Source organism: Bosea sp. F3-2 (genome assembly GCF_008253865.1).
GTDB lineage: Bacteria > Pseudomonadota > Alphaproteobacteria > Rhizobiales > Beijerinckiaceae > Allobosea.
This window is the reverse complement of record NZ_CP042331.1, coordinates 801,767-826,170: the sequence shown is the minus strand read 5'-3', so window position 1 is coordinate 826,170 and position 24,404 is coordinate 801,767. Positions and strand designations below refer to the sequence as shown.

Here is a 24,404-nt window from a genome sequence, read left to right as displayed (position 1 = left end):
GGTCAAAACGGGGGAGATGGGAGGAGCATTGCGCCGCCGATACGCCCGTATCGGCAAGCGATGCGACGCTGCAGCTCCCCCGTTTTCACCTCACCCGCAGGGCGCGGCGCTTTTGTGCGACTGCTGTGTCGTTCTTCGTAGCAAGCCGAAAGGCTTGCGTCCTCGAACTCTTTGCATTCGCGCAAAATCGCCTGCGTCAAATCACTCCCATGGCTCATACTAGCCTCTTGAGATAGGGCAAATGCCGGGCCGTTCCAGCCTCGCGACGATCTGCCCGGCATGAATAGCACGCAGCCGCGCCGGCTGCTGCCGTCGTCCTGACAGAAAACGTCAGCAGCGGCGAGGGGTTCATGTAGGGAGGATCCGGCCGATCGCAATCGACACCGGCGCGCGGGTGAATTATCTATAAATCATGACGAAGCCTGCCGAAGATACCATCGCCGTCCGCATAGCCAGGGCCCTGGCCGAACGGATCATCGCCGGAACGATCGAGCCAGGGGCGCGGCTGCGCCAGGACCACATCGCGGAGGAGTTCGCGACGAGCCATGTCCCGGTGCGGGAGGCCTTCCGCCGGCTGGAGGCGCAGGGTCTGGCGATCAGCCAGCCGCGCCGCGGCGTCCGCGTCGCCTCCTTCGACCTGTCGGAGGTGAAGGAAGTCGCCGCGATGCGCGCAGCGCTGGAGGTGCTGGCGCTGCGGCATGCCGCGCCGCATCTCACTGCCGCCATTCTCGACCAGGCCGAGCAGGCCCGCCGCGATTGCGACGCGGCCACCGATGTCCGCGCCTGGGAGGAGGCGAATCGCCGCTTCCACCGCACGCTGGTCGCGCCCTGCGGCATGAAGCGCCTGCTCGCGACGATCGACGATCTGCACGCGGCGAGCGCGCGCTTCCTGTTCTCGGCCTGGCGCTCGGAATGGGAAGCCCGCACCGATCACGACCACCGCACCATCCTCAACGCGCTGCGCAGCGGCGACCTGGAAACCGCGACGGCGACGCTGGCGCGGCATGCCCAGTGGATCGGCGAGCGGCCCGTCAGAATGGCCTCCGGCGCGACGCGCGGGGCCTTCGCGATCGTCGGCTGATGTCGTGGCCCGTCGAGTGCGCTGGGGAACTCGACGACGACCCCGGGCTTCCGAATCGCCGGGTCCTGCCTTGATCGAAACCGAACCATCCCCGTGCCGTCATTCCGGACAAGCCGCGTAGGCGGCGCCGCTCCGGAATCCATCGTAGAGCGCAGTGCCCCACGATGGATTCCGGCGCTCCGCTTCGCTGCGGCCGGAATGACGCTCGTGAAAATTAGCTGGAGTTGGTTGCTGGTGCGGGGAGTGCGACTTGCCTTTTCAACCGCGATATGAGTTTTGTCATAGATCAAAGGTCAGAATTATAGATAATTTGGCCGCGATGAAGGAGTGACCATGACCGATCTTGCCCTCAGCCGATCCTTCAGCCCGCTGCGGCTGGAAAGCCGCTCGCTCGCCTGGCAGGCCGGCGCCGTGATCGTCGGCAGCCTGCTGCTGGCGCTGTCCTCGCAGATCAAGGTGCCGATGTACCCGGTGCCGATGACGATGCAGACCTTCGCCGTGACGCTGATCGGCGCGCTCTATGGCTGGCGGCTCGGCGCCGTCACCGTGATCGCCTGGCTGCTGCAGGGCTTCGTCGGGCTGCCGGTCCTTGCCGGTGCCGCCGGCGGCGCGGCCTATTTCGCCGGCCCGACGGCCGGCTACCTGCTGGCCTTCCCCTTCGCCGCGGCGCTCACCGGCGGGCTCGCCCAGCGCGGCTGGAACGGCAGCCGCGTCGGGCTCGCCTTCGCTGCGATGCTGGCCGGCAATGCGCTCTGCCTGGTGGTCGGCGTGGCCTGGCTCGCCGTCCTCATCGGCCTACCCAAGGCGATCGCCGTCGGCGCGACGCCCTTCATCCTCGGCGCCATCCTGAAGTCGGCCCTTGCCGCCGCGACGCTCAAGGCCTTCGCGCCGCGCGGCTGAGCCTGAGCGAACGGCTCTCAATTCACGACCCGGCGGGCTTCGGCCTGCCGGGTTTTCTATTCGGCGTTGGGATTCCAGGCGTCCGACGTCGTGAATGTCCAGTTGGGGTCGGTGGGAAGCCGACATTGTCGGAGTCGCGCCGCGAGGTCTGCTGCGCGCCACAAGTGACGGCGACGAGGGCGATGAGTTCGAATAAGGCAGAGGTTGCCCGCGGCACAGATCCGCGTTGAAGCTGATTTGGCGTCTCAGCTCTCCGGTAGCCCGGCGTCCCGCAGTCCTTGCGCCATTTGGTTGAAATATTCGGGCATGTCCTGAAATGCCGGAATCGCCAAGTAGCGCCTGATCGTGAATTCGGGGTTCGCTGCCAGCAGCTTGCGTGCCGCCGCACGCGCGGTTTCGATATCGCCAGCCATTGCCGCCCAGGCAGCGAGCTGCCGGTGGACCCAGGTGACGTCGGGGTGCTTCCTGGTAACGTCCTTCCCAATGGCGACAGCTTCCTCTAGGCGACCCGAACGAGCCAGCGCGGCTGCCATGCCCATCCTGGTGTTGAAAGCGAAGGGATCGAGTGGGCTGAGCTTCATCGCTTTCTCGAACCGTTCCAGCGCCAACGCTGGCTGTCCGCGGTAGATGCCGTTCCACCCCCAGCGCGCCCATGCCCAGGCGTTGTTTGGATCAAGGGCGAGCGCTCGCTCGATCAGCGCAGATGCCCCCTCCTGGTCGCCACAGAAGCTGGTAGCGGCGCCTGCCGCGGTCAACGCCGTCGGGTCATTGTCGATCAGGCCGGCCGTCGCTGCGATCGCGCGCCGTGCGGCCTCCAGTTCGCGGTCGGGTTCCGAGGTCCAGAGATAGGTGACTTTGAGCGTATGGCACCAGGCGAGCAAGGCGTGGGCCCGCCCATATTTCGGGTCGATCCCAAGTGCGTCCGTCAACAACGGGATGGCTTCCTCAATGGCTGCAGCGTTCTGGCCCCACAGCTTCGGAAAGGCGCGCATCACCAGATCATAGGCCCGCAGGCTCGCCGGCGGCTTTCGCAGCGCGGCCTCGATCTCTGCTCCCCGGATCGCCGGCTTGAGCGCTCCGGCGACTTGCGTCGCGATCTGGTCTTGGAACTCGAAGATTTCGGCGGTCGCGCCCTCGTACCGCTCAGACCACAACTGCGTTCGCGTGAGCGTGTCGACAAGCTGCACGGAGATCCTCAGCCGATCACCACCCCGTCGCACCGTGCCTTCAACCAAATAGGCAACCCCAAGCGCGAGTCCAACTTCCTTCACGTCAACAAAACGGCCTTTGAATGTGAACGCCGACTGTCGCGCGATGACGAAGAAATCGCGAATGCGCGAAAGCGCCGCCGTGATCTCCTCAACCACACCATCCGCGAAATACTCGTCGGCGGCGTCACCGAGATTATCGAACGGCATGATCGCGACAGACGGCCCGCTGATCATGAGGTTTGCCGTCCCATTCGCTTCTGGCTCGCCGGCTTCGGCTCGCCGGGGCTTGTCATGCTTGTCGTTGACGGATGACTGAATGGAACCAAGAAGTTGCCTGGTTTCCCCGTCCGGCTCGGCCTGCAGCTCCCGTCGCAGGGCTTCCCTGCACTGCTCGAACTGCCGCAGCGCTGCGTTCGTCCGGCCTCGCCGAAAATGGATGCGCATCAGCGCACGATGCGCCTCCTCCGATGCGGGGATGGACTGAAGCACGCGCTCCGCGAGCGCTTGGGCAGCGCTCAGCGCTTCGCCATCAGCATCATCGATCTTGCTCAGGCCCTCGACAACCGCTTGCGCCTGAGCGCTGAGACCCCGGCGATGCGGTGTCAGGAATTCCTCGATATCGTCCGGCACCTCGACGCCAGCAAGTAATTCGCCCCGATAGGCGTTCGCCGCGACGATCCAACCCTCGCGACCGTCCTGCTTCACGCCGTGACGGAATGCAAAGACATCCACGGTCGTGGGGTTGGCCACCAGTTTCACGATGTCCAGATCGCTTTGCAGTGATATCGCATCGGCATCGCCGGGAGCGCTGGTGAGCGCTTTCCTGATGGCGGCGAGCGCCTGGCGCAGGCTGCTGCGCGCTTGCGCGGACGGGCGGTCCGGCCAGAACAGCGCGCATAACTCGGCTCGGCTGAGACCCCTGGCTCCAGCCAATGCGAGACACGCCAGCAGAAGCCGCGTCTGGCGGGTCACGTCCTGCGTGGGCTCGCCGCCGGCCGACGTGAAATCCAATCCGCCCAGAATTCGCAACCGCATGCGGCACCTCGCGGCGCTCAAGTCACGACCATCGCGCGGCAAATTGCGATTTAACGCCGATTTCACGTCTCGGCCAACCTGTCGAAACATGGAGTTCACGCCGGGGCGAACACGGGTCGAGCGCGGTGGTGGCACGCTCGTCCCGTTCGCAGTTGGAACGCTACCTTTGGAGATGAGCCATGTCACCGATCACGCAAGCGTTTCCGCAAGCCGCCACATTTTCCATTCTCAATCTGAGCGGTGCGCTCGGACGCATCTGCCGGGCTTTCGGCAGGGCTCTTGTTCGAGAGCGTACCCACCGTGTCATCGCCGACCTGTCCGAGACCCAGCTCCGCGATGCCGGAATCGATCGGTCAAAGGTGTCGGGCGACAAGCCCGTCATCAGCATCGACGCTGGCGTCACGACTTATCTCATGTCGCTCCGGTAACGATTCCCTGCATACCCGTTGCCCAGCAGCAGCAGACGTTCCAGACGTCGGGAATGGGCCGTCTGCGGACCTTGCCGAACCGGCTTCGCGGCCCCACCGCCGTCATTCCGGGGCAGGCCGAAGGCCTGAGCCCGGAACCCATGAACACTGTTCGGGCCAGAAGGGAGCTCCGACCCGACACGGTCATGCCTGCAGCGTCGTGTTCATGGGCTCCGGGCTCGGCCCAGGGGCCAACCCGGAATGCCGGCGGTGGTTCTGGGGGAGCCGTGTCGACAGGCGTTCACGCGCCTGGAGCATCGGACCGAAAAGTGGAATCCGCTTTTCGGGCAAATCCGGTGCTCAAACAAAAGGATAGATCGCCACTTCGCGTCCGGTAGGACGCACGGCGATCTAACGTCCTGACGGGCACTGACAGGGGAGGGCGTAGTCTCGCCGCGCCACATGAGCGATGGTCCCGCTGAAAGGTCGCGAGCCGGGATCAATTCGCCCGGTCCCGCGTTACAGCGCGAACCGCCTGTGCGATCATTCGCGACGGCCTCTGTCATGGTCAACCGGGGGAGCGACGACGATGAAAACCCTTCTTGGAGTCGCAGCGCTCGCATTTGGCCTGGGGCTCGGCGCTCCAGCCATGGCCTGCGAGCTCGACCGCCCGCTGAAGATGGCGGGGCTCGACTATGATTCCGCCGCCTTCCACACCGCCGTCGCCAGCGCGATCGCCGAGCGCGGCTTCGGCTGCAAGGTCGAGCGCGTGCCTGGCGCCATCGCGCCGCTGGTCAACGGCCTGGCGCGCGGCGATGTCGACATCGTCATGGAAATCTGGACGGCCAATCCGGTCGAGGCCTGGGTGAAGGCAGCCGAGGCCGGCAAGGTCGAGCCGCTGGGCACGGCCTTTCCCGATGCGAACGAGGGCTGGTTCGTGCCGCGCTATCTGGTCTCCGGGCCTGATGCCAAGGCGCCCGATCTGAAGTCCGCACAGGATCTCAAGCGCTACAAGAACCTGTTCGCCGATCCGGAGGAGCCGGGGAAGGGGCGCTTCTACAACTGCGTCGCCGGCTGGGTCTGCGAAGGCATCAACACCAAGAAGCTCGCGGTCTACGGGCTCGCCGAGGACTTCACCAATACGCGCGGCGGCTCGGGCGAGGCACTGGTCGCCGCCATCGAAGCCGCGCTCAAGCGCAAGCGCCCGGTGCTGTTCTACTACTGGGGCCCGAGCTGGCTGCTCGGGGCCTATGACCTCGTCAAGCTCGAGGAGCCGCCCTTCGACCCCGCGATCTGGGCCGAACTCAAGGCGAGCGACAACCCCAAGCGCGCCACCGCCTACCCGACGAGCAAGGTGGTCATCGGCGCCAATGTCGACCTCGCCAGGAAGGCGCCGCAGCTCGTGACCTTCTTCAAGAGCTACGGCACGACGAGCGACATGACCTCGAAGATGCTCGCCGAGGCGCGCGAGAAAGGCGTCACGCCCGAGCAGCAGGCCATCGTCTTCTTGAAGTCGCAGCCTGACATCTGGCGCAAATGGTTGCCGGCCGATATCGCCACGAAGGTTGCGTCGAGCCTGTGACGACCGCTTTCGTGCCGGAATTCGGCAAGGCGCTGCAGGGCGCCGTCAACCGCGCGGTCGATGCCGTCGTCACCGGCTATGGCGACAAGCTCGACGGTTTCGGTGCGACGCTGACCGCGCCGGTTCGGCTGGTTGAGATGGCACTCCAGCACATCCCGGTTCCCGCTTTCGTCCTGGCGGTCGCCGCCGGCGCCTGGCTGGCGACACGGCGGATCGGTTTCGCGCTGGCGATGGCGGTCCTGCCGGTGGCGCTGGCCGGGCTCGGCGTCTGGAATGAGGCGATGCAGTCGCTCGCCCTCGTCGCCGTCGCGGTGCTGTTCGTCGTGCTGATCGGGCTGCCGCTTGGCGTTGCGGCGGCGCGGCTGCCGCGTCTCGGCCGGGCGCTCACCCCGCTTTACGATCTGATGCAGACCATCCCGAGCTTCGTCTACCTGATCCCGGTGGCGATGGTGCTCGGGCTCGGGCGCGCGCCGGCCCTCGTCGCGACGCTGATCTATGCGCTGCCGCCCTTTGCGCGGCTGACGGAGCTTGGCCTGCGCGGCGTCGATCCGGGTTTCATCGAGGCCGCGCGGGCGTTGGGCCTGAAGCCGCGGCAGAGCTTCTGGCTGATCGAGCTGCCGCTCGCCCGGCCGACGATCCTGCAAGGGCTGAACCAGGCGATCATGATGGCGCTGGCCATGGTCGTGGTCGCCTCGATGATCGGCGCCAAGGGGCTCGGCGAAGTCGTGCTGCTCGGCCTGCAGCGGGCCGATCCCGGCCTCGGCTTCGTCGGCGGGCTCGCCATCGTCCTGCTCGCCGTGCTGCTCGACCGAATGGCGCAGGCGACGCTCGGCGCCCGGAAATCGCCCGGCTGAAAGCGGCGGCGATTGGCCGCGACCCGGCTCCGCGCCAGCCGGACATCGTGCGAATCAGCAGGGGAAAACCTCGTATGAGTCACTTGAACAAAACAGGAACATCATTGATAATGCCTTAATCGGCCGATAGGGTTCGGCTCCGGTCGGGCGGCCGGTTTGTGTGAAGTGCGCAGGAAATGGAGCCTGTCATGGCTGGTAGCGTCAACAAGGTCATTCTGGTCGGCAATCTCGGGCGTGACCCCGAAGTGCGCCGCCTCGGCAGCGGCGAGCCTGTCGTCAATCTGCGTATCGCCACCTCCGAGACCTGGCGCGACAAGCAGAGCGGCGAGCGCAAGGAGCGCACCGAGTGGCATTCGGTCGTGATTTTCAACGAGAACCTGGCGAAGGTCGCCGAGCAGTACCTGAAGAAGGGCTCGAAGGTTTACATCGAGGGCCAGCTCCAGACCCGCAAGTGGCAGGATCAGTCCGGCGTCGAGAAATACACCACCGAGATCGTGCTGCAGCGCTTCCGCGGCGAGCTCACCATCCTCGACAGCCGCCAGGGCGGCTCGGATGAGTACAGCGAAGGCGGCGGTGGCGGCGGCTATATGGACGACCGCTCGGGCGGCGGTGGCTCCTTCGGGCGCTCCGGCGCGATGGGCGGCAGCAGCAGTGGCTCGCGGCAGCCGGCCATGTCGGGCGGCGCTGGCGGCGGTCGTTCCTCGTCGAGCCATCTCGACGACGACATCCCGTTCTGAAGGCGGCGCCCGACGGAACTCGGGCTCCCGAACACGCCATTCCCTTTCACTCCGGGAGGCTTGGCGGGAGCCTCCCGCTCGGTAGCAGTTCCTGCGTAGAGCAGGGTGGCTTACTGTCTGCGATGGCGCCAATGCGGCCAACGCCGGCGTTGGCGGCGCTGCCGCGGCGGCGGCTGTCCGTGCTGGCGCTGGCGATTATAGTGCAATTGCGGCCGCTGCTGGCTGAAGACGGCGTCGGCCTTATCCAGCGTGCGTGCGAGCTGTTTCGTGACGGGGCGATCGTCGCCGGGGGGAAGGCTGGCCTCGGCAGTGGCGCCGTTCGGCGCCAGGCCGACGCCGCTCAGAAGGCCGAACAGGAAGAGACGCCTGTCCATCATACTGTTGCGCTCCCTTTTCCGGCAAGGATGCGCCGGCCTGCCGGTCCGGGCGCGCGTTCCGGCCTGCGCGGCCTGCGAGACATCAACGCAGCCCGCTATGAAGCCAGTGAATTCCTGTAGAGCTTCCCGTCCTTCATGATGACGGCAAGGCTCCGATCGGGCTGCTCGATAAGCTTGAGGTCATCAAGCAGGTTTCCGTTGACGACCAGAATGTCCGCCAGCGCTCCCGGCTCGATCACGCCGAGCTTGCCCGGGTAGGGGTTGCGCGGGCCGGACAGGGCCAGAAGCTCGGCATTGCCTGCAGTCGCCATGCGCAGCGCCTCGGCGTTGCTGTACCAGCGGCCGAGATGGGTGAGCATCACATTCTGCCGCGGCGTCAATTCCGGCGAAAACAGCAGGTCCGATCCCCACGCCGTCTTGATGCCGTGCTTCCGGACGAGTTCGTAGGCCCGCGGCGTGTTGCCGAAGACCTGCAGCATCCGCTCGCGGCTCGGCCCCGTCAGCGGCACGGAATCCGCCTCGCTCAGGAAGGGCTGAATACTGAGCCAGATGCCCTTCTGGGCCATCAGGCCGGCCGTTTCCTCATCCATCAGATGGGCATGCTCGATGCAGGCCGCCCCCGCCGCTATGGCGCGCTGGACCGTATGCGGCGCGTAGGCATGGACGGTCACATAGGTGTTCCAGTCGCGGGCGATGGCGGCGGCGGCCCTGAGGTCGCTCTCGCTGAAGGTCGTCATGTCGAGCGGGCTGCGCGGCGAGGAGACGCCCCCGCCGCCCACGACCTTGATCTGCGAGGCGCCCTGCATCAGCTGCTCGCGGACCCGCATACTCAGATCGCCGACGCTGTCGGCGATCGCCGCGCCGCCGATGCTCTCGATCAGGCTGAGGCGCGCAGGATCGCGCGGAATGTCGCTCAGCATGCGCAGGTCGGCATGTCCCCCGGTCGTCGTGATCATCGCCCCGGAGGGAAAGATGCGCGGGCCAGGGATCACCCCCGTGTCGATCGCCTGCTTGAACGAGAAGACCGGTCCGCCAACGTCACGGACGCTGGTGAAGCCGCGCAGGAGCGTGCGGTTGGCTTCGGCGGTCGCGGTCGTGAAGATCGATGCCGGATCGCCGGTCATTAGTATCGGCGCGGGAATCGCCGCGAACAGCGTATGCCAATGGGCATCGATCAAGCCCGGCATCAGCATGCGGCCGCCACAATCGATCACCGTCCAGTCTGGCTGGGGCGGGCTGTTGCTGGTGTCGACCGCGGCGATCCGATTGCCCTCGACCAGCACCTGGGCGTTCGACTGCAGGCTGTTGGACTTGCCATCGAACAGCCTGACCTGCCGGAAGAGGGTCCTGGTCGGAGGGGTTGTGCTCTGCGCCAGAGCCGGCGCGGCGGCTGCGCCGGCCAGCAGGGCCGCCCCCGTCAGCAGGCCTCGGCGCGTGAAGGTCTCCAGGCGACGCGAGGCCTGGACGAGCATCGGATTGGAGCAGCCGCAGGCTGCGCCGTGGATCAGGTGCTGATACTTCTTGCCCACGCGGATCATGCTTTTCGTCCTGGGCGGCAGGCTTCTGGCGCGAGGCGCGTCGAGCGCGCCTCGCGGATCGAGCTTGAGAATACCATCATCCGCGGTGTCACGGCCGTCGCATGGCACCGCGCGGAATGATCGGCGACGGTTAGGGGCAGCGCGCCTCGAAGGTGCGGCCGTAGCGGTCGCGATAGATGCAGTTGTTGGGGGTGGTCGCGCGTCCGATCACCGCACCGGTCACGCCACCGACGGCTGCACCGATTGCAGCCCCGCGGCCGCCACCCGCGATGCCACCGATCGCGGCTCCGGTGCCCGCGCCGATGAGCCCGCCGCCCAGCGTCCGCTGGTCGGCCGAGTTGGTGTTGCAGCCTGCAAGAGCCAAACCGATGGCCAATAGAGCAAACTTCCAACGCATCGTTTCCTCCCTCAGAAGCGCCAGATCAGTGGCACGATGAAAACGGCGACGACGAAGAACCAGATCAGGAGCGGCAGCCCGAGCTTCCAGTAATCGCTGAAGGCATAGCCGCCCGGACCCATCACCATCAGATTGGTCGGCGTGGCGATCGGCGTCAGGAAGGCTCCGGCGGCGGCGACGGCGGTGCTCATCAGCACCGGCCGAGGCGAGATGCCCATGGCCGCTGCGGCGGCGACGCCGATCGGAATGACGATGAGCGCCGTCGCAGTGTTGCTGATGAGCTGACCCATGATCGCGGTCAGGACGAACAGTCCCGCGAGCAGCGCCGTCGGTCCGGCACCGCCGACCAGGGTGACGAGGCGGTCGGCCAGCATCTTCGCGGCGCCCGTCTCGATCATCGCGGTCGAGAGCGGCATCATCGCGCCGACCAGGATCACGGTCGTCCAGCTGATCGCGCGGTAGGACTGCTCGACGGTCATGATGCCGCAGAGGATGATCGCGCCGGCAGCGAGCAGGCCCGCCACGGCGGAGGGGACGATGCCCGTCGCCAGCATCAGCACCATCGCGAACAGGATGACGATCGCCTGCTTGGCTCCCGGTCCCATCGGCACGGCCTGGCGCCGGACCAGTTCCGGCGAGCTGACGACGAGCACGTCGGGGTCGTCGAGATGCGTATCGAGCGCCTTCCAGGTGCCCTGCAGCAGCATGGTGTCGCCGGCCTGCAGCACGATACCTGCCGCCTTCGTCGTGCCGACGCTCGGAGCCTCGCCCGCGCCGCGCTGGACCGCCAGGATGATCAGGTCGCCGCTTTCGGTGACCATCCCCGGAAACACGGTCTGGCCGATCAGGCCGGAGCGTGGCGGAATCACCACCTCGGCCAGGCCCGAACGGCGGTTGAACAGGGTTTCCTCGCTGTCGCCGGCCCCTTCCTCGCGGAAGGCGAGATGCATCTTGGCCGCGAAATTGGCCGCGGCCTCGGCATCGCCGCGCAGCAGCAGATGATCGCCCTCCGCGATCGCAGCGCGGCGCAGGGGGCCTGCGGTCGCGCCATCCTGGATCGCCACGAGCTGGAGACCGGGCCATTCATCCAGCGTGATCGCGCTGGAGGGCGCACCGACATAGGGGCAGGTGGCGCGAATCCGCAGTTGGTGGATGCCGCTCGCCAGGCCGTATTGCTCGACCAGCGTCTTGGCGTGACGGCTGAAATCGGCCGGCATCGTCGCGCCGTTGCGCTGGGGCAGCAGGCGCTCGCCGAACAGGATGATGATCGCCATGGTGCCGGCCAGAAGCGGAACGCCGGCCAGCGCGAACTCGAAGAAGCCGAAATCGCCGACACCGGCATCGAGCCCGGCCTCGGAGACCAGCACGTTCACCGGCGTGCCGGTGAGCGCGAGCATGGAACCGGCATGGCCGGCGAAGACCAGCGGCATCAGGAGCTGCGACGAGTTGCGCTTGAGACGAACCGCGATGACGACCACGACCGGCAGCAGCGCGGCGACGGCGCCGTTGAGGCTGATCAGCGCGACCAGAAGCGCGACCAGCACCATCATCAACAGCAGAAGCCGCGTCCGGCTTTCCTCGCCCGCCCCCTTGATCAGGAGCTGGCCCGCCCAGGCGGTGACGCCGGTGACCTCGAGACCGGAGCTGACCACGAAGAGCGAGGCGATGAAGATGACGGCCGGGTCACCCAGGCCGCCCAGAGCCTGCGGCAGGGTCAGCACGCCAGTCGCCCACAGCCCGAGCGCCGTGCCCATCGCGACGAGCACGACGGGCACCTTGTTCGTGACGAACAGGACGACGGCGATGGCGACGATGATGCCGGTATAGGCGATCGGGCTCACGCATCAGCTCCTCTGTGGGGCCCGCTCGGTCGCAGACCCGTTTGCAGGGTCTTAGTCTTCGAGCGTCGCCATCAGGATGCCGAGGCGGCAGCCCTTCTCGTACTCGGTCAGGTTCACATATTCCTTGATCGTGTGGATCTCGGCCTGGCCGGCGCCGATCGTGATCGTCGGCACGCCGTGCTTGTCGAGCCAATTCGCGTCGAGGCCGCCGTTCGAGAACAGGTAGTTCGGCTCGAGGCCGAGCATGCCAAGGGCCTTGGCGGCGCGCTGCACCACCGGCGCATCCTTGGCGAGCTCGAAGGGCGGGTAGGCCGGCTTGTGGGTGAACTTCACCTGCGCCGTCTCGCCGGCATCGTCCTTCACCTCGGCCTGCGCCTTGGCGAAGGCGGCCTTGAAGGCCTCGGCGATCCTGGTGGCGAAGGCAGCCTCGGGGCTGCGCGCCTCGCCGCGGATATAGGCGTAGTCGGTGACGACGTTGGTGGCGTCGCCCGCCGCGACCGTGCCGCCCTTGCCGCCGAAGATGCCGACATTGCTGGTGCCGCGGCCATCCGGCTTGACGATCTTGCCGAACCAGCCTTCGCGGCGCGCGTCGGCGATGGCGATGGAGCCGACCAGCGTGGCCGAGATGCCCTTTTCGGGCGCGACGCCGGCATGGGAGGCCTTGCCGGTGATCTCCACCTCCCAGTTCTCCTGGCCGACCGCACCGATCAGCAACTCGGAGGCGAGCTGACCGTCGACATTGATGCACATGACGGCACCGCCGAGATCCTTCGGATCGAGCTCGCGCGCGCCATGCAGGCCGCTTTCCTCGCGCACCGTGAACAGCAGCGTGATCGGCGGGTGCGGCAGCTTGTGCTTGATCAGCGTCTCGGCGAGCACGACGAGGAGCGCGACGCCGGTGCGGGCGTCGCCGCCGAGCGCCGTCGTGCCGTCCGAGACGATGCGGTCACCCTCGCGCTTCGGCTTGGCGCCGGCGCAGAGCGGCACGGTGTCGAGATGGGTCGAGAACAGCAGCCGCGGACCGGCCTTGGCGCCGGGCAGGTCGACGATGAGGTTGCCCGTCTCGGTCGGCAGGGGAATGCGCTTGTTGGCATCGTCGAAGCGGATCGCCGAGGCCGGAACGCCGACGGCCTTCAGCGCATCGCTGACCGCAGCGCCGATATTCGCCTCCTTGCCGGTCACGCCTTCGACCGAGAGGAAGCGCATGAGATGCGCGATGGCGGCTTCGACGTCGAGCGGTATGGAGGGTGTCGTCATGATCAGCATCCGGTCGGGTTGGAATGGCGACGGGGAGGGCCGTAAGCGGGGAGTCACAGCCCCCAGGGCAGGCCGAGCATCTTCCAGACGGCGAAGAGGGCCGTCCACAGCACGAACATCCACACGACATAGGGCAGCATCAGCGAGACGATCGTGCCGACGCCGGCCGTGCGGTCGTATTTCTGGGCGAAGCCGACGACCAGGGCGAAGTAGGCGTTGAGGGGGGTGATCGCGTTCATCGGCGAGTCGCCGACGCGATAGGCGGCCAGCACCGCCTCGGGCTCGACGCCGAGCTTCATCAGTAGCGGCACGAAGACCGGCGCGAAGATCGCCCATTTCGCGATCGCGCCGGTCAGCAGCAGGTCGATGATCGCGACCACCACGATGAAGCCGATCAGCAGCGGCAGCGCCCCGACATTGGCCGCCTGCAGCACTCCGGAGAGGCTCAGCGCCATCACCGTGCCGATATTGGTGTAGGTGAAGTAGGCGACGAACTGGCTGAGCACGAAGAACAGGAAGATCGTGCCACCCATGCTCTTGATCGATTTCTCGATCGCCGCGATGACCTCGGTCAAGCTGCGCATCGTTCCGGCGCCGATGCCATAGGTCCATCCGGAGATCAGGAACATCAGCATGATCAGCGCGATCAGGCCGTTCATGAAAGGCGAGTTGCCGATCAGCTCGCCGGTCGCCGGATCGCGCAGCGGCGCCCCCGGGGGCAGCGTCAGCAGACAGAAGACGGCGATCAGGCCGAGCATGCCGAAGCCGGCAAAGCGCAAGCCGCGCGATTCCGCCTCGGACAACACGGCGCCTTGCTCGGTGACCGTGCCTTCGGCGGCCAGCGCGGGATCGTAGGTGCCCAGGCGCGGAGCGACGATCCGGTCGGTGATGAAGGCGACGACGACGGTCAGGACCAGCACCGAGGCGATCGAGAACCAGAGATTGGAGGCAAGGCCGATCGTGCGGTTCGGATCGACCAGGCGCGCCGCGTCATTGGTGAATTCGACGAGAACGGCATCGAGCGGCTTGATCAACATGTTGACGGTGAAGGCGCCGGCGACGGCCGCGAATCCCAGCGCCAGGCCTGCCACCGGGTTGCGGCCGACGGCGAGATAGGCGATGCCCGCGAGCGGGATCAAGACAAGATAGCCGGCATCGGCGGCGATCGAGGAGAGAATGCCGACGAAGGACAGGATATAGGTCAGCGCCCAGCCGGGGGAGACGATGACGAGCTTGCGGATCAGGGCCGTCACCAGCCCCGATTCCTCAGCGACGCCGGCGCCGATCATTGCCACGATCATCAGGCCCACCGCCGTGAAGCTCATGAAGTTCGGCACGAGCGACGAATACATGAAGCGGATGCCGTCGATGGTCAGCAGGCTGCGGATCGCCGTGCTCGCCGTCTCGACCTTGTGCGTATCGGGATTGATCCGTTCGAAGGTGACGGCGGCGCCGAACAGCCCCAGCACGGCCGACAGCACGATGACGATGCCGATCAGGATCAGGAAGATGACGACGGGGTGGGGAACCATGTTCCCGACCTTCTCGACCGTGTCGAGGAACCTCTGCATGGTCGTCTTCGGCGCGGCGGCGGCAGTCGTCATCGCTCTCATCCCCGTTGAGCCAAAGTCTTCGACGCAAGAGCTGTGGTTCGCGCCGGCAAGCAGCTTCGGCGCTGACAAGACCCCGAGTCTCGGGGACGAACCTTAAATCCAGACGCGGGGAGGGCATCGGCAGAGAATCCCAAACTCTGGGCCGCCTGTCCCAAAATTGGGCCCGTCGTACCGGCCGGATGTGCTCTGGCTTGCCGCCGACGGAGCGGTTTTCTACGGTCTGCTGCACAAGCGAATGCCGCCTACCGGTCACGGACAGAGTCGAAGCAATGCCAGCTCGGGGCAAAGAGAATGGTTGCGCAAGCGGGGCCGGGGCCTGCTTCGCGGCGGATGGCGAGCTTCGGCCCGGCCGGTATTCACTTGGTGATTGCAGGGTTCGTTCCCTGCTTCTTTTCCTGGTCTTCGCCATCGGCCTCGGCGCTTGTGCTTCGACGCCGCAGGGGCTGCTGCAACCCGTCGCTGCAGCTCCCGGGACCGACCGTGTCGACATGCTGGCGGCAACGACGCGCGCAGCTTCGCCTGATCCCGGCATGCTCTTCACCGGCGAGCGAGGCGAGGGTGTTTCGTTCAGCAACATCATTGTCTCGGTCCCGCGCGAGCGCGAGGTCGGCACGATCCAGTTACCGCGCTCGGTTCCCGGCAACCCCGCCACCGATTTCGTCGTCACCAGCTCGACGCCGCTGCCGAAATCCAGACTCGCCGACTGGTTCCGGTCGACGAGCGGGCGGGCGAAGCGCGTCTTCGTGTTCGTCCACGGGTTCAACACGCCGTTCGATCGCGCCGTCTTCCGCTTCGCCCAGCTGGCGCATGACGCCGACGCCGACGCAGCGCCGGTGTTGTTCTCCTGGCCGTCGCGCGGCTATCTGCTCGACTACAGCCGCGATTTCGACAACGCCTCCTATTCGCGCTCGGATCTGGCGGCTCTGCTGAAGGTGGCCGTCGCGAGCCCCTCCGTTCGGGAAGTCGTGATCCTGGCCCATTCGATGGGGAGCTGGCCGGCGGTCGAAGCGGTCAGGCAGATCGCGCTCAAGGACGGCGGCGTCCCGCGCAAGATCAGCAACCTCATCCTGGCATCGCCCGACCTCGATATCGGGGTCTTCCGGCGCCAAATCGAGGACATGGGGCCGAAACGACCGCAAGTCACCCTGTTCACGGCACAGCATGACCGGGCCCTGCAATTGTCCCGGTTCATCTCGCGTGGAGCGACGCGGCTCGGCGGCATCGATCCGACACAGGAGGAATACCGCACCCAGTTCGCGGGACTGTCCGGGATTACCGTGATCGACCTGTCGGCGATCAATGCCGGGGACAGGATCAACCACGATCTCTTCGCGGCCAGCCCGGACGCCGTTCGCCTGATCGGCGGCAGGCTCCTCCAGGGGCAAGTGATCACTGATTTCGACGTTCCCGCGCCCCTGGCTGCAGCGGGAGCGCTTGGTTCCGCGGCAACTCTTCTGGTCACTGCCCCGATCAGGGTGTTCGATGCTGCAGCGGCGCCCTAGGGTTGACGCGCTGTGTTCAGGGTGCCAATATTTGTGCGGTACTTTAAGTTTAAACTGCTGATTAACAAATACTAATCCTTTCATCGTTTATTGATCTTGATCAATCTCAGCGAAAATTGATCGTTGGCAGAATTCTACCTTATTTTTGAAGATCATAGGACAATCGGAGTGTCCGATGCCGACTTTCTCTCAAGGCGGGGTGAGAAAGGACGCCAGCGTATTTTCTGTGGCCCACTTTTGTACGGCTGATCTTCGGCCACAAGAACAGTTCGACGCTTGGCGGTCTTTACACGGGAACACCATCGAGCTTTTCCCAACGCGCGAGTTCTCGGCAGGATTCGCCGCCGAGTTCTGCTCATGGCGCATGGGCGAACTCGCTCTGACGCATGTCGTCTACTCCGGCGCGCCGGACAGGCAGTGGCGGCATCGCCCCAAATCCTATCTGGACCATTGGTGCGTCGTGCTGGCGCGAACGCCTGCGGCCAATGGCGCGCTGCACGAGGAGCTGAGTTTCCGTTCCCTGGCGCTCCCTTATGAGGGGCGGGCCCAGGATAGCGAGGTCATCACCCTCTATCTTCCGCGCGACCAGCACGCTGCCGACGAGCAGCGCTTCGACCGGGCCCATGACCTTGCGGTGAGCCAGGATTTCGCCCCCCTGCTCATCGGCTATCTCGACAGCCTGGTGCGACAGCTGCCTCACGTCACTCCCGAGCATGCTGCGAGCCTCGAGATGCCGACCAGGGCGCTCGTCGCGGCCTGCATCATCCCGCAATCGGTCTACCACGAGGCTGCGAGGGCGCCCCTGGGTTCGGTCCTGATCGACAGAGCGCGTAGCGTCGTGCACCAGAACATGGCCTCACCGGATTTCGGCCCCGAGCGGCTGGCCCGCCTGCTGGCGATGTCCCGTTCGAAACTCTACCGGCTTTTCGAGAACAGCGGCGGGGTGGCGCATTTCATCAACAGGGAGCGCCTGCGCAAAGCGCATCTCCGGTTGAGTTCGCAGCGCGAAACACTTTCCGTCCACGCGATCGGAAACGAGGTCGGATTTGTCGATCACTCGACCTTCAGCCGGGCTTTCCGGCGGGAGTTCGGCTACAGCCCGACAGAGGCGCGCGAGCGCGGGATCATACGCTCCTTCCCCGATGAACCGGACGAGCCGACCCAAGGCTGAACGATGCGGCTTCGATCACGCGCCAAAACGCGGCGTTTCGGCCGGTGGGGCTCGAACTCTGCCGTTCAGCAAATGCAGGGAGCCAGCCCGACGGCTGGGATACCTACAGGGCGGCTTGCGCTTCTCTACGCATTTCTGTTCTTCGAGCTCGGGGTCAACCTCCCATTCTTCCCGCTCTGGCTGCAGGCTCAATCGCTTGACGCCGATGCGATAGGCATTGTTCTGGCGGCGCCGTTGCTGATCCGGATCATCGCGAATCCGACGGTCGGGGCCCTCGCCGACCGGAGCGGACGGATCTCGGCGACGCTTATGGTCTGCGCAGCGTTGGTTGCTGCCGGAACCGGCCTCCTGACCGTCGCACGCGGCTTCTGGCCGATCCTCGCCGTCGTCATCGCGATTGCTCTGGCGCAGGGCCCGTTGATCGCGCTGGCCGATGCGATGACGCTCGGCCGTCTCGCCAAAACGCCGCGATCCGAGCTGACATATGGGCGTATCCGCCTGTGGGGGTCGCTCGGCTTCGCGGCCGCCAATCTCGCGGCCGGCTGGTCACTCGAATGGTTTTCGACCTCCTCGATCGTCCCATTGCTGCTGCTATCGTCCATCCTCACGGCTGTCGCCGCCGCCAGCTGCATGGCTCCTGAGCCGAACGGCTCGCGGGTTTCCGAAGAGAGCGAGGGACCGACGGCGCGCCCGCTGCTGCTCGTCGGCACAATCGCTGGCGCGGCATTGGTGCAGGCTAGCCACGCCGCGTTCTACGGCTTCGGCACGCTCCATTGGCAGGCGTCCGGAGCTTCCGGCGCAGCGATGGGCGGGCTCTGGGCTCTCGGTGTCCTGTCCGAGGTCGTCCTGTTCTCTTTCCTGGGCTACCGCGTGAAAGGCGCCTCGAGCGCAGCCGGCCTGCTGGTCGTGGCTTCCGTCACCGCGACCTTGCGCTGGGGCGCCATGTCGCAGGATCCGGGCCTCTCCACGCTGATGTTTCTCCAGTTGACGCATGGGGTGACTTTCGGCGCCACGCATCTCGCCAGCATCTTTCTCCTCGCGAGGCTGGCGTCAGGCAGAATGCAAGCGCGCGCCCAGGCCTGGCTCGCCGGCGGCTGGGCCGGCGCCATGGCGGTTCTGACGACGCTTTGCGGACGGCTCTACGAGACATGGGGAGAGCAGATCTATCTCGTCATGGCTGTCGTCGCGGCGGTTGGGCTGTCCCTGCTGTTGCCGATCGCCCTCGGTCTGCGTCGTGTTACGGCGCAGGAACCTTTGAGCTTGACCTAGCGGGAAAGCGCTCCTTCCCAACAATGGGATGAGCAGCCCAGAGTTGGGATTCTGAGCTAATCCGCGCTCCCTCTGCCGTTGCTAGCGTCGCAGCACCGTCCGAAGGGTTTCGCAGGGCGCAAGCGCGCATGCGAACGCGCGTTGCGGCAGGCGTCAGAGGAACAATTCGATGCAGAGGCGAGGCTTACGGCGTCCGGATGCACCGACAGGGCACCGGGAAGCTGCCGCGGAGCGGGCATGAGGCGCGGCGAAGCCACATCGCGCCTCGGCTGCGCTGTGGTCGCGGCCGTCATCGCGCTTGCCGTCGCCTCCTGCAACCGCGAGGAAAAGGCGGCGCCACCGCCTGTGCGCATCGTCCGAACCGTGACGGTCGAGCCGCCGCGCCAGGCGCCCGATCTTGCCTTCACCGGGCATATCGAGGCGCAGGACCAGGCTTCGCTGGCGTTCCGCATCGGCGGGCGCCTGGCGGAGCGCCTGGTCGGCGTCGGGGCGAACCTGCGCGAGGGCGAGACTGTCGCGCGGCTCGATCCCGAAAACGAGCTCAACGATCTCCGTTCGGCCCAAGCCGCGCTGACCGCCGCCCAGGGCAATCAGCGCAAGGCGGAAAACCAGTTCCAGCGGCAGAGCCATCTGCTCAAACGCCACATCACGACGCAAGCGGATTTCGAGGCTGCCAAGCAGGCGCTCACGGCCGCTCGCGCCCAGGTCGACGCCGCCCAGGCCCAGGTTAGCTCGGCCGAGGATATCGTCGGCTTCACGACGCTGACGGCCGATGCGCCCGGTATCGTCACGCGCGTCGGCGCCGAGCCCTCCGAGGTCGTGACGGCCGGCCGGATGATCGTCCAGCTGGCGCGGCGGGAGGGCCGCGATGCCGTCTTCGAGATTCCAGCGGAACGGGTAAGGCAGCTCACGCCCGGCATGCCGGTACGGGTCGCGCTGACCGGGGAGGGCGGCGGCGAAGCGACCGGTCGCGTGCGCGAGATCGCGCCCCAGGCGGACCCTGTCACCCGCACCTTTCGGATCAGGGTCGGCCTCACCGATCCCTCGCCGGCCTTCCGGCTCGGCGCCGCCGTCTCGGGCTCGATCCGCGCCAGCGGGAGCGGCGCCATCACCATTCCCGCGACGGCCCTGACGACGCGCGATCAGGCAACCGGCGTCTGGGTGGTCGATCCCAACAAGCTGACCGTCTCGCTGCGCAAGCTCGACGTCGCGAGCGCGGACCCTGCGGCCGCCAAGATCTCAAAGGGGTTGGACATAGGCGACATCGTCGTCACCGCCGGGGCCCGGCTTCTGCGTGAAGGCCAGCGGGTGCGCCTGATCGGAGCCGAGCCGCGATGAGCTTCAACCTCTCGGAATGGGCGCTGAAGAGCCGCTCGGTCGTGATCTATCTCATGATCGTAGCGGTCGCGGCCGGAATCCTCGCCTTCATCCGGCTCGGCCGCAACGAGGACCCGGCCTTCGTCATCAAGACGATGGTGGTCTCCGCCGTCTGGCCCGGCGCCACCATGGAAGACACGCTGAGCCAGGTGACCGAGCGCCTTGAGCGGCAGCTCGAGGAAACGCCCGGCCTCGACAGCGTGCGCAGCTACACCAAGCCCGGCGTGACCACGATCTTCGTCAACCTCAAGGGCGAGGTGCCGGGCCGCCAGGTGCAGGACACCTGGTACCGGGTGCGCAATCTCATCGCCGACATGCGGCATACGCTGCCGACCGGCACGCTCGGCCCGTTCTTCAACGACCGCTTCGGCGACACCTTCGGCATCATCTACGGCTTCACCTCGGACGGTTTCACCAGCCGCGAGCTGCGCGACCATGTCGAGACCATCCGCTCGCGCCTGCTGCTGGTGCCCGACGTCTCGAAGATCGAGATCGTCGGCGCGCAGGACGAGCGCATCTTCATCGAGTTCTCGGTGAGGGAACTCGCCAATCTCGGCCTCGACCGCTCGGCCCTGCTCGCGGCGCTGCAGGCCCAGAACGTGGTGCGGCCGGCCGGGGAGGTGCAGACACAGGACGAGAAATTCTCGGTGCGGGTCTCCGGCGCCTTCCAGTCGGAAGCCGATCTGCTGAGCATCAATTTTCCCGCCGGGGACCGGATGCTGCGGCTCGCCGATATCGCCACGATCCGGCGCGGCCATGCCGACCCGCCGACGCCGATGTTCCGGGTGAACGGGCGCGAGGCGATCGGGCTGGGCATCGCCATGCGCGACGGCGGCGACATCCTCGCGCTCGGCACCAACATCAAGAAGGCGATGGCCGAGGTCAACGCCGGCCTGCCGCTCGGCATCGAGCCCTATCTCGTCGCCGACCAGGCGGTGACGGTCTCGCATGCGATCGACGACTTCATGACCTCGCTCTGGCAGGCGGTGGGCATCATCCTCGTCGTCAGCTTCATCAGCCTCGGCGTTCGGCCCGGCCTCGTCGTCGCGCTTGCCATCCCGCTGACGCTCGCCATCGTCTTTGCCTGCATGCTGGTCGCCGGCATCGACATGCAGCGTATCTCGCTCGGCGCCCTGATCATCGCGCTCGCGCTCCTGGTCGACGACGCCATGACCACGACCGACGCCATGGTCACGCGGCTCGCGGCCGGCGAGGCGAAGATGAAGGCGGCGACCTTCGCTTTCGAGAAATACGCCACCGCCATGTTTGCCGGCACGCTGGTGACGATCGCCGGCTTCGTCCCGATCGGCTTCGCGGCGAGCTCGGCCGGCGAATACACCTTCTCTCTCTTCGCGGTCGTGACGATCGCGCTCGTCGTCTCCTGGTTCGTCGCCGTGCTCTTCGCGCCTGTGCTCGGCGTCGCCATGCTGAAGGCGCCGGACGCCTCGGCCCAAGGCAAGGAGCCGGGCCGCGTCGAGCGCCGCTTCCGCTCGTTCCTGTCGGGGGCGATCAAGCTGCGCTGGGTGACCATCGCGGTGACACTCGGCCTGTTCGCAGCGTCGATCCTGGCGCTGCCGCTGGTGCCGCGGCAGTTCTTCCCGGCCTCGGACCGGCCGGAGCTGCTCGTCGACCTGACCTTGCCGCAGAACGCCTCGATCTATGCGAGCGAAGACCTCGTCAACCGCTTCGAGGCCTCGCTGAAGGGCGATCCCGACATCGTGCGCTGGAGCACCTATGTCGGCCGCGGCGCGATCCGCTTCTACCTGCCGCTCAATGCGCAATTGCCGAACGACTTCTTCAGCCAGATGGTGATCGTCACCAAGGGCGTGGCGGCCCGCGAGCGGCTGCAGAAAGAGCTGGAGGCGCTGCTCGCCAAGGACTTCCCCAATGTGGTCGGCCGCGTCTCGCCGCTGGAGCTCGGCCCGCCGGTCGGCTGGCCGGTCCAGTACCGCGTGAGCGGCCCCGACATCGCCGAGATCCGCAGCATCGCGATGCGGCTCGCGCAGGTCGTCGCGGCGAACCCCAAGGCCCTCCAGATCAATTTCGACTGGATCGAACCTGCCCGGGAACTGCGTTTGCGCGTCGATCAGGACGAGGCACGCCGGCTCGGCCTCAGCTCCGCCGCCGTCGCCGCGATCGTCAACACGGTGGTCTCCGGCACGGTCGTGACGCAGGTGCGCGATTCCATCTACCTCGTCGACGTCGTCGTGCGGGCGCAGGATGCCGAGCGCGCCTCGCTCGATACGCTGCGCAGTATGCAGGTGGCGTTGCCGAGCGGCCGCTCGGTGCCGGTCTCGCAATTCGTGAGTTTCAGCTACGGGCTGGACGCGCCGCTGATCTGGCGCCGCGACCGCGTGCCGAACCTGACAGTCTCGGCTGATATTCCGCCGGGCACGCTCCCGGAAACCGTGGTCACCGCGCTGCAGCCTTCGGTGGAGGCGCTCCGGAAGGCGCTGCCGGCCGGCTACGACATCACCGTCGGCGGCACGGTCGAGGAAAGCGCCAAGTCGCAGGCCTCGGTCATCGCCGTGGTGCCGGTGATGCTGCTGATCATGTTCACCGTGCTGATGGCACAGCTCCGGAGCTTCAGGCTCCTGGCGATCGTGCTCAGCATCGCGCCGCTCGGGCTGATCGGCGTCGTCGGCGCGCTCTTGCTCTCCGGCAAGCCGCTCGGCTTCGTCGCGCTGCTCGGCATCCTCGCCCTGATCGGCATCATCACCAAGAATGCGGTGATCCTGATCGGGCAGATCGAAGACGAGCGGACCGCCGGCAAGGGCGTGGTCGAAGCGGCAGTCGATGCCGCCGGCACGCGCTTCCGGCCGATCATGCTGACCGCTATCTCGACCGTGCTCGGCATGATCCCGATCGCGCCAACCGTGTTCTGGGGGCCGATGGCCTTCGCGATCATGGGTGGCCTCCTGGTCGCGACGGTGCTGACGCTCGTTCTCCTCCCCGTCCTCTACGTCACCGTCTTCAGCGCCGCGACCGCGCGTGGCAAGGCGAAGCGAACAGCCAGTGCGGGAGGCTCCCAGTCATGAGCGCGATCGCGACAAGGCGGATGCCGATGACGGGGCTGGGACGGGTTGCAGCGGTCACGCTGCTGGGCGCGGTCCTCGTTTCCTGCGGCAATGAAAAGGCGCCGCAGGCGGAGGGACGACCGGTCGGAGTCGTCACAGTCGAGGCGGGACAATTCTCCGACGACATCCAGCTCAGCGGCGAGATCCAGGCGAAGAAGGACGTCGGGCTCGCCTTCCGCATCGGTGGGCGCGTGCTCGAACGTCCGGTCAATGTCGGTGACCGGGTCAAGGCGGGGCAGGTCATCGCCCGGCTCGACCCCGCCCTCGAACAGAATGCACTGGCTGCGGCGAAGGCAGCACTGCAGGTGGCACGCGGTGAGGTCAGCACGGCGCGCAACACCTTCGAGCGCCAGGAACGCCTGATGGCGCAGGGCTTCACGACGAGGCCGCGCTTCGACCAGGCGCACAGCGCCCAGGAAACCGCGCAGGCGCAACTGGAGAATGTGGAGGCGCAGCTCGAGCTGGCGCGGGACCGGCTCGGCTTCACCGAATTGCGCACCAATGTCGACGGCGTCGTGACGGCGCGGCAGATCGAGCCGGGCGAGGTGGTGCAGCCCGGCCAGGTCGTCGTCCAGATCGCCCGCGACGACGACCGCGACGCGGTGTTCAACGTGCCGGCCGCGGTGCTCGACACCCATCTCAGCGATGCCAGGATCCGCATCGCGCTGGCGGATTCACCCAGCGTGACGGCTTATGGCACGGTGCGCGAAGTCGCGCCGCAGGCCGACCCGGTGACGCGGACCTTCGCGGTCAGGGTCGGCCTGCAGAACCCGCCGGAGGCGATGCGGCTCGGCTCCACCGTCGTCGGCACCATCGAGCTCACCACCGCAGCGATCGTCGCGATCCCCGCGAGCGCGCTGACCCAGCAGGGCCGCTCGCCCGCCGTCTGGATCGTCGATCCCGCCAAATCGACCGTCGCCCTGCGCAGCGTCGATGTGCTGCGTTTCGATCCGGGCAAGGTCATCCTGTCCCAGGGGCTGGAGCCCGGCGAAACCATTGTCTCGGCCGGCATCCAGGCGTTGCACCCCGGTCAGCGCGTCAGGCCCTTGCCCGAACAGAGGCCTTCACCGCGGCAGCAGGCGGCCTCATTGGCGCTACCGCCGTGACATCAGCGGCAGGTTCTGGCGCGGAGAAAGGGCAAGGGCGTTCGAGAATTTGGCCAACCGATATGATGTTTC

19 protein-coding genes are annotated in these 24,404 nt (G+C 66.7%); 13 read left to right on the top strand and 6 right to left on the bottom strand.

All coding sequences use genetic code 11. The features are described from left to right. The first annotated feature begins 412 nt into the window (after window positions 1-412). Both FQV39_RS03945 and FQV39_RS03940 read left to right on the top strand, forming a co-directional pair. Window positions 413-1,081 (top strand): GntR family transcriptional regulator, encoded by a 669-nt coding sequence (locus tag FQV39_RS03945; RefSeq protein WP_149129114.1) that lies wholly within the window; start codon window positions 413-415, stop codon window positions 1,079-1,081. Between the two features lie 333 nt (window positions 1,082-1,414). Beyond that, window positions 1,415-1,981, top strand: coding sequence for a biotin transporter BioY (locus tag FQV39_RS03940; RefSeq protein ID WP_149129113.1), 567 nt, complete (start codon window positions 1,415-1,417; stop codon window positions 1,979-1,981). 245 nt (window positions 1,982-2,226) lie between these two features. Here FQV39_RS03940 and FQV39_RS03935 read toward each other — a convergent pair whose 3' ends face one another. Then, window positions 2,227-4,227: a BTAD domain-containing putative transcriptional regulator gene (locus FQV39_RS03935; RefSeq protein WP_149129112.1), complete on the bottom strand. Its 2,001-nt coding sequence runs from the start codon at window positions 4,225-4,227 to the stop codon at window positions 2,227-2,229. A 179-nt stretch (window positions 4,228-4,406) separates the two neighbouring features. Between FQV39_RS03935 and FQV39_RS03930 the strand changes: the two genes are divergently transcribed. From FQV39_RS03930 to FQV39_RS03910, 5 genes are all read left to right on the top strand, one after another. Then, window positions 4,407-4,655: a YjiS-like domain-containing protein gene (locus FQV39_RS03930; protein WP_149129111.1), complete on the top strand. Its 249-nt coding sequence runs from the start codon at window positions 4,407-4,409 to the stop codon at window positions 4,653-4,655. 568 nt (window positions 4,656-5,223) lie between these two features. Continuing rightward, entirely contained in the window at window positions 5,224-6,216 is a 993-nt protein-coding gene (locus FQV39_RS03925) for an ABC transporter substrate-binding protein (protein ID WP_149129110.1), read from the top strand. Further along, window positions 6,213-7,070: an ABC transporter permease gene (locus FQV39_RS03920; protein ID WP_210251162.1), complete on the top strand. Its 858-nt coding sequence runs from the start codon at window positions 6,213-6,215 to the stop codon at window positions 7,068-7,070. Before FQV39_RS03925 ends, FQV39_RS03920 begins: the two co-directional genes overlap by 4 nt. Before the next feature lie 188 nt (window positions 7,071-7,258). Further along, window positions 7,259-7,807 (top strand): single-stranded DNA-binding protein, encoded by a 549-nt coding sequence (ssb, locus tag FQV39_RS03915; RefSeq protein ID WP_149129108.1) that lies wholly within the window; start codon window positions 7,259-7,261, stop codon window positions 7,805-7,807. 131 nt (window positions 7,808-7,938) lie between these two features. Next, entirely contained in the window at window positions 7,939-8,304 is a 366-nt protein-coding gene (locus tag FQV39_RS03910; protein WP_149129107.1) for a hypothetical protein, read from the top strand. Here the strand turns inward: FQV39_RS03910 and FQV39_RS03905 are convergent. From FQV39_RS03905 to FQV39_RS03885, 5 genes are all read right to left on the bottom strand, one after another. Further along, window positions 8,280-9,722 carry a metal-dependent hydrolase family protein gene (locus tag FQV39_RS03905; protein WP_149129106.1) on the bottom strand — a complete coding sequence of 481 codons (1,443 nt, stop codon included), beginning with the start codon at window positions 9,720-9,722 and terminating at the stop codon, window positions 8,280-8,282. The genes FQV39_RS03910 and FQV39_RS03905 overlap by 25 nt on opposite strands. A 130-nt stretch (window positions 9,723-9,852) precedes the next feature. Further along, a complete protein-coding gene (locus FQV39_RS03900; RefSeq protein WP_149129105.1) occupies window positions 9,853-10,119 on the bottom strand; it encodes a YMGG-like glycine zipper-containing protein in 267 nt (88 codons plus the stop codon). An 11-nt stretch (window positions 10,120-10,130) separates the two neighbouring features. Beyond that, window positions 10,131-11,960, bottom strand: a complete 1,830-nt coding sequence (locus FQV39_RS03895; protein WP_149129104.1) for an SLC13 family permease — start codon at window positions 11,958-11,960, stop codon at window positions 10,131-10,133. 51 nt (window positions 11,961-12,011) lie between these two features. Beyond that, window positions 12,012-13,217 carry a M20/M25/M40 family metallo-hydrolase gene (locus FQV39_RS03890; RefSeq protein WP_472840621.1) on the bottom strand — a complete coding sequence of 402 codons (1,206 nt, stop codon included), beginning with the start codon at window positions 13,215-13,217 and terminating at the stop codon, window positions 12,012-12,014. A 53-nt stretch (window positions 13,218-13,270) separates the two neighbouring features. Beyond that, window positions 13,271-14,821 carry an AbgT family transporter gene (locus tag FQV39_RS03885; protein WP_149129102.1) on the bottom strand — a complete coding sequence of 517 codons (1,551 nt, stop codon included), beginning with the start codon at window positions 14,819-14,821 and terminating at the stop codon, window positions 13,271-13,273. Between the two features lie 497 nt (window positions 14,822-15,318). On the opposite strand from FQV39_RS03885, the gene FQV39_RS03880 reads away from it, so the two are divergent. From FQV39_RS03880 to FQV39_RS03855, 6 genes are all read left to right on the top strand, one after another. Then, window positions 15,319-16,332: an alpha/beta hydrolase gene (locus FQV39_RS03880; RefSeq protein ID WP_248313236.1), complete on the top strand. Its 1,014-nt coding sequence runs from the start codon at window positions 15,319-15,321 to the stop codon at window positions 16,330-16,332. A 364-nt stretch (window positions 16,333-16,696) separates the two neighbouring features. Then, on the top strand, window positions 16,697-17,503 hold the full coding sequence (locus FQV39_RS03875) for an AraC family transcriptional regulator (protein ID WP_187640157.1): 807 nt from the start codon (window positions 16,697-16,699) through the stop codon (window positions 17,501-17,503). 72 nt (window positions 17,504-17,575) lie between these two features. Beyond that, complete coding sequence (locus FQV39_RS03870) at window positions 17,576-18,772, top strand: MFS transporter (RefSeq protein WP_187640156.1); 1,197 nt, start codon at window positions 17,576-17,578, stop codon at window positions 18,770-18,772. Between the two features lie 237 nt (window positions 18,773-19,009). Beyond that, entirely contained in the window at window positions 19,010-20,110 is a 1,101-nt protein-coding gene (locus FQV39_RS03865; RefSeq protein ID WP_149129098.1) for an efflux RND transporter periplasmic adaptor subunit, read from the top strand. Next, complete coding sequence (locus FQV39_RS03860) at window positions 20,107-23,187, top strand: efflux RND transporter permease subunit (RefSeq protein WP_149129097.1); 3,081 nt, start codon at window positions 20,107-20,109, stop codon at window positions 23,185-23,187. Before FQV39_RS03865 ends, FQV39_RS03860 begins: the two co-directional genes overlap by 4 nt. Further along, the gene (locus FQV39_RS03855) at window positions 23,184-24,332 is read left to right on the top strand and encodes an efflux RND transporter periplasmic adaptor subunit (protein ID WP_248313235.1); all 1,149 of its coding nucleotides are present in this window, start codon (window positions 23,184-23,186) and stop codon (window positions 24,330-24,332) included. Before FQV39_RS03860 ends, FQV39_RS03855 begins: the two co-directional genes overlap by 4 nt. Window positions 24,333-24,404 lie beyond the last annotated feature (72 nt).

Coding starts and splice junctions, on each gene's coding strand:
- ssb (WP_149129108.1), top strand. CDS start 7,259: ATGGCTGGTAGCGTCAACAAGGTCATTCTGGTCGGCAATCTCGGGCGT.
- FQV39_RS03940 (WP_149129113.1), top strand. CDS start 1,415: ATGACCGATCTTGCCCTCAGCCGATCCTTCAGCCCGCTGCGGCTGGAA.
- FQV39_RS03945 (WP_149129114.1), top strand. CDS start 413: ATGACGAAGCCTGCCGAAGATACCATCGCCGTCCGCATAGCCAGGGCC.
- FQV39_RS03885 (WP_149129102.1), bottom strand. CDS start 14,821: ATGACGACTGCCGCCGCCGCGCCGAAGACGACCATGCAGAGGTTCCTC.
- FQV39_RS03925 (WP_149129110.1), top strand. CDS start 5,224: ATGAAAACCCTTCTTGGAGTCGCAGCGCTCGCATTTGGCCTGGGGCTC.
- FQV39_RS03910 (WP_149129107.1), top strand. CDS start 7,939: ATGCGGCCAACGCCGGCGTTGGCGGCGCTGCCGCGGCGGCGGCTGTCC.
- FQV39_RS03855 (WP_248313235.1), top strand. CDS start 23,184: ATGAGCGCGATCGCGACAAGGCGGATGCCGATGACGGGGCTGGGACGG.
- FQV39_RS03890 (WP_472840621.1), bottom strand. CDS start 13,217: ATGACGACACCCTCCATACCGCTCGACGTCGAAGCCGCCATCGCGCAT.
- FQV39_RS03930 (WP_149129111.1), top strand. CDS start 4,407: ATGTCACCGATCACGCAAGCGTTTCCGCAAGCCGCCACATTTTCCATT.
- FQV39_RS03900 (WP_149129105.1), bottom strand. CDS start 10,119: ATGCGTTGGAAGTTTGCTCTATTGGCCATCGGTTTGGCTCTTGCAGGC.
- FQV39_RS03870 (WP_187640156.1), top strand. CDS start 17,576: ATGCAGGGAGCCAGCCCGACGGCTGGGATACCTACAGGGCGGCTTGCG.
- FQV39_RS03865 (WP_149129098.1), top strand. CDS start 19,010: ATGAGGCGCGGCGAAGCCACATCGCGCCTCGGCTGCGCTGTGGTCGCG.
- FQV39_RS03880 (WP_248313236.1), top strand. CDS start 15,319: ATGCTGGCGGCAACGACGCGCGCAGCTTCGCCTGATCCCGGCATGCTC.
- FQV39_RS03935 (WP_149129112.1), bottom strand. CDS start 4,227: ATGCGGTTGCGAATTCTGGGCGGATTGGATTTCACGTCGGCCGGCGGC.
- FQV39_RS03905 (WP_149129106.1), bottom strand. CDS start 9,722: ATGATCCGCGTGGGCAAGAAGTATCAGCACCTGATCCACGGCGCAGCC.
- FQV39_RS03875 (WP_187640157.1), top strand. CDS start 16,697: ATGGGCGAACTCGCTCTGACGCATGTCGTCTACTCCGGCGCGCCGGAC.
- FQV39_RS03860 (WP_149129097.1), top strand. CDS start 20,107: ATGAGCTTCAACCTCTCGGAATGGGCGCTGAAGAGCCGCTCGGTCGTG.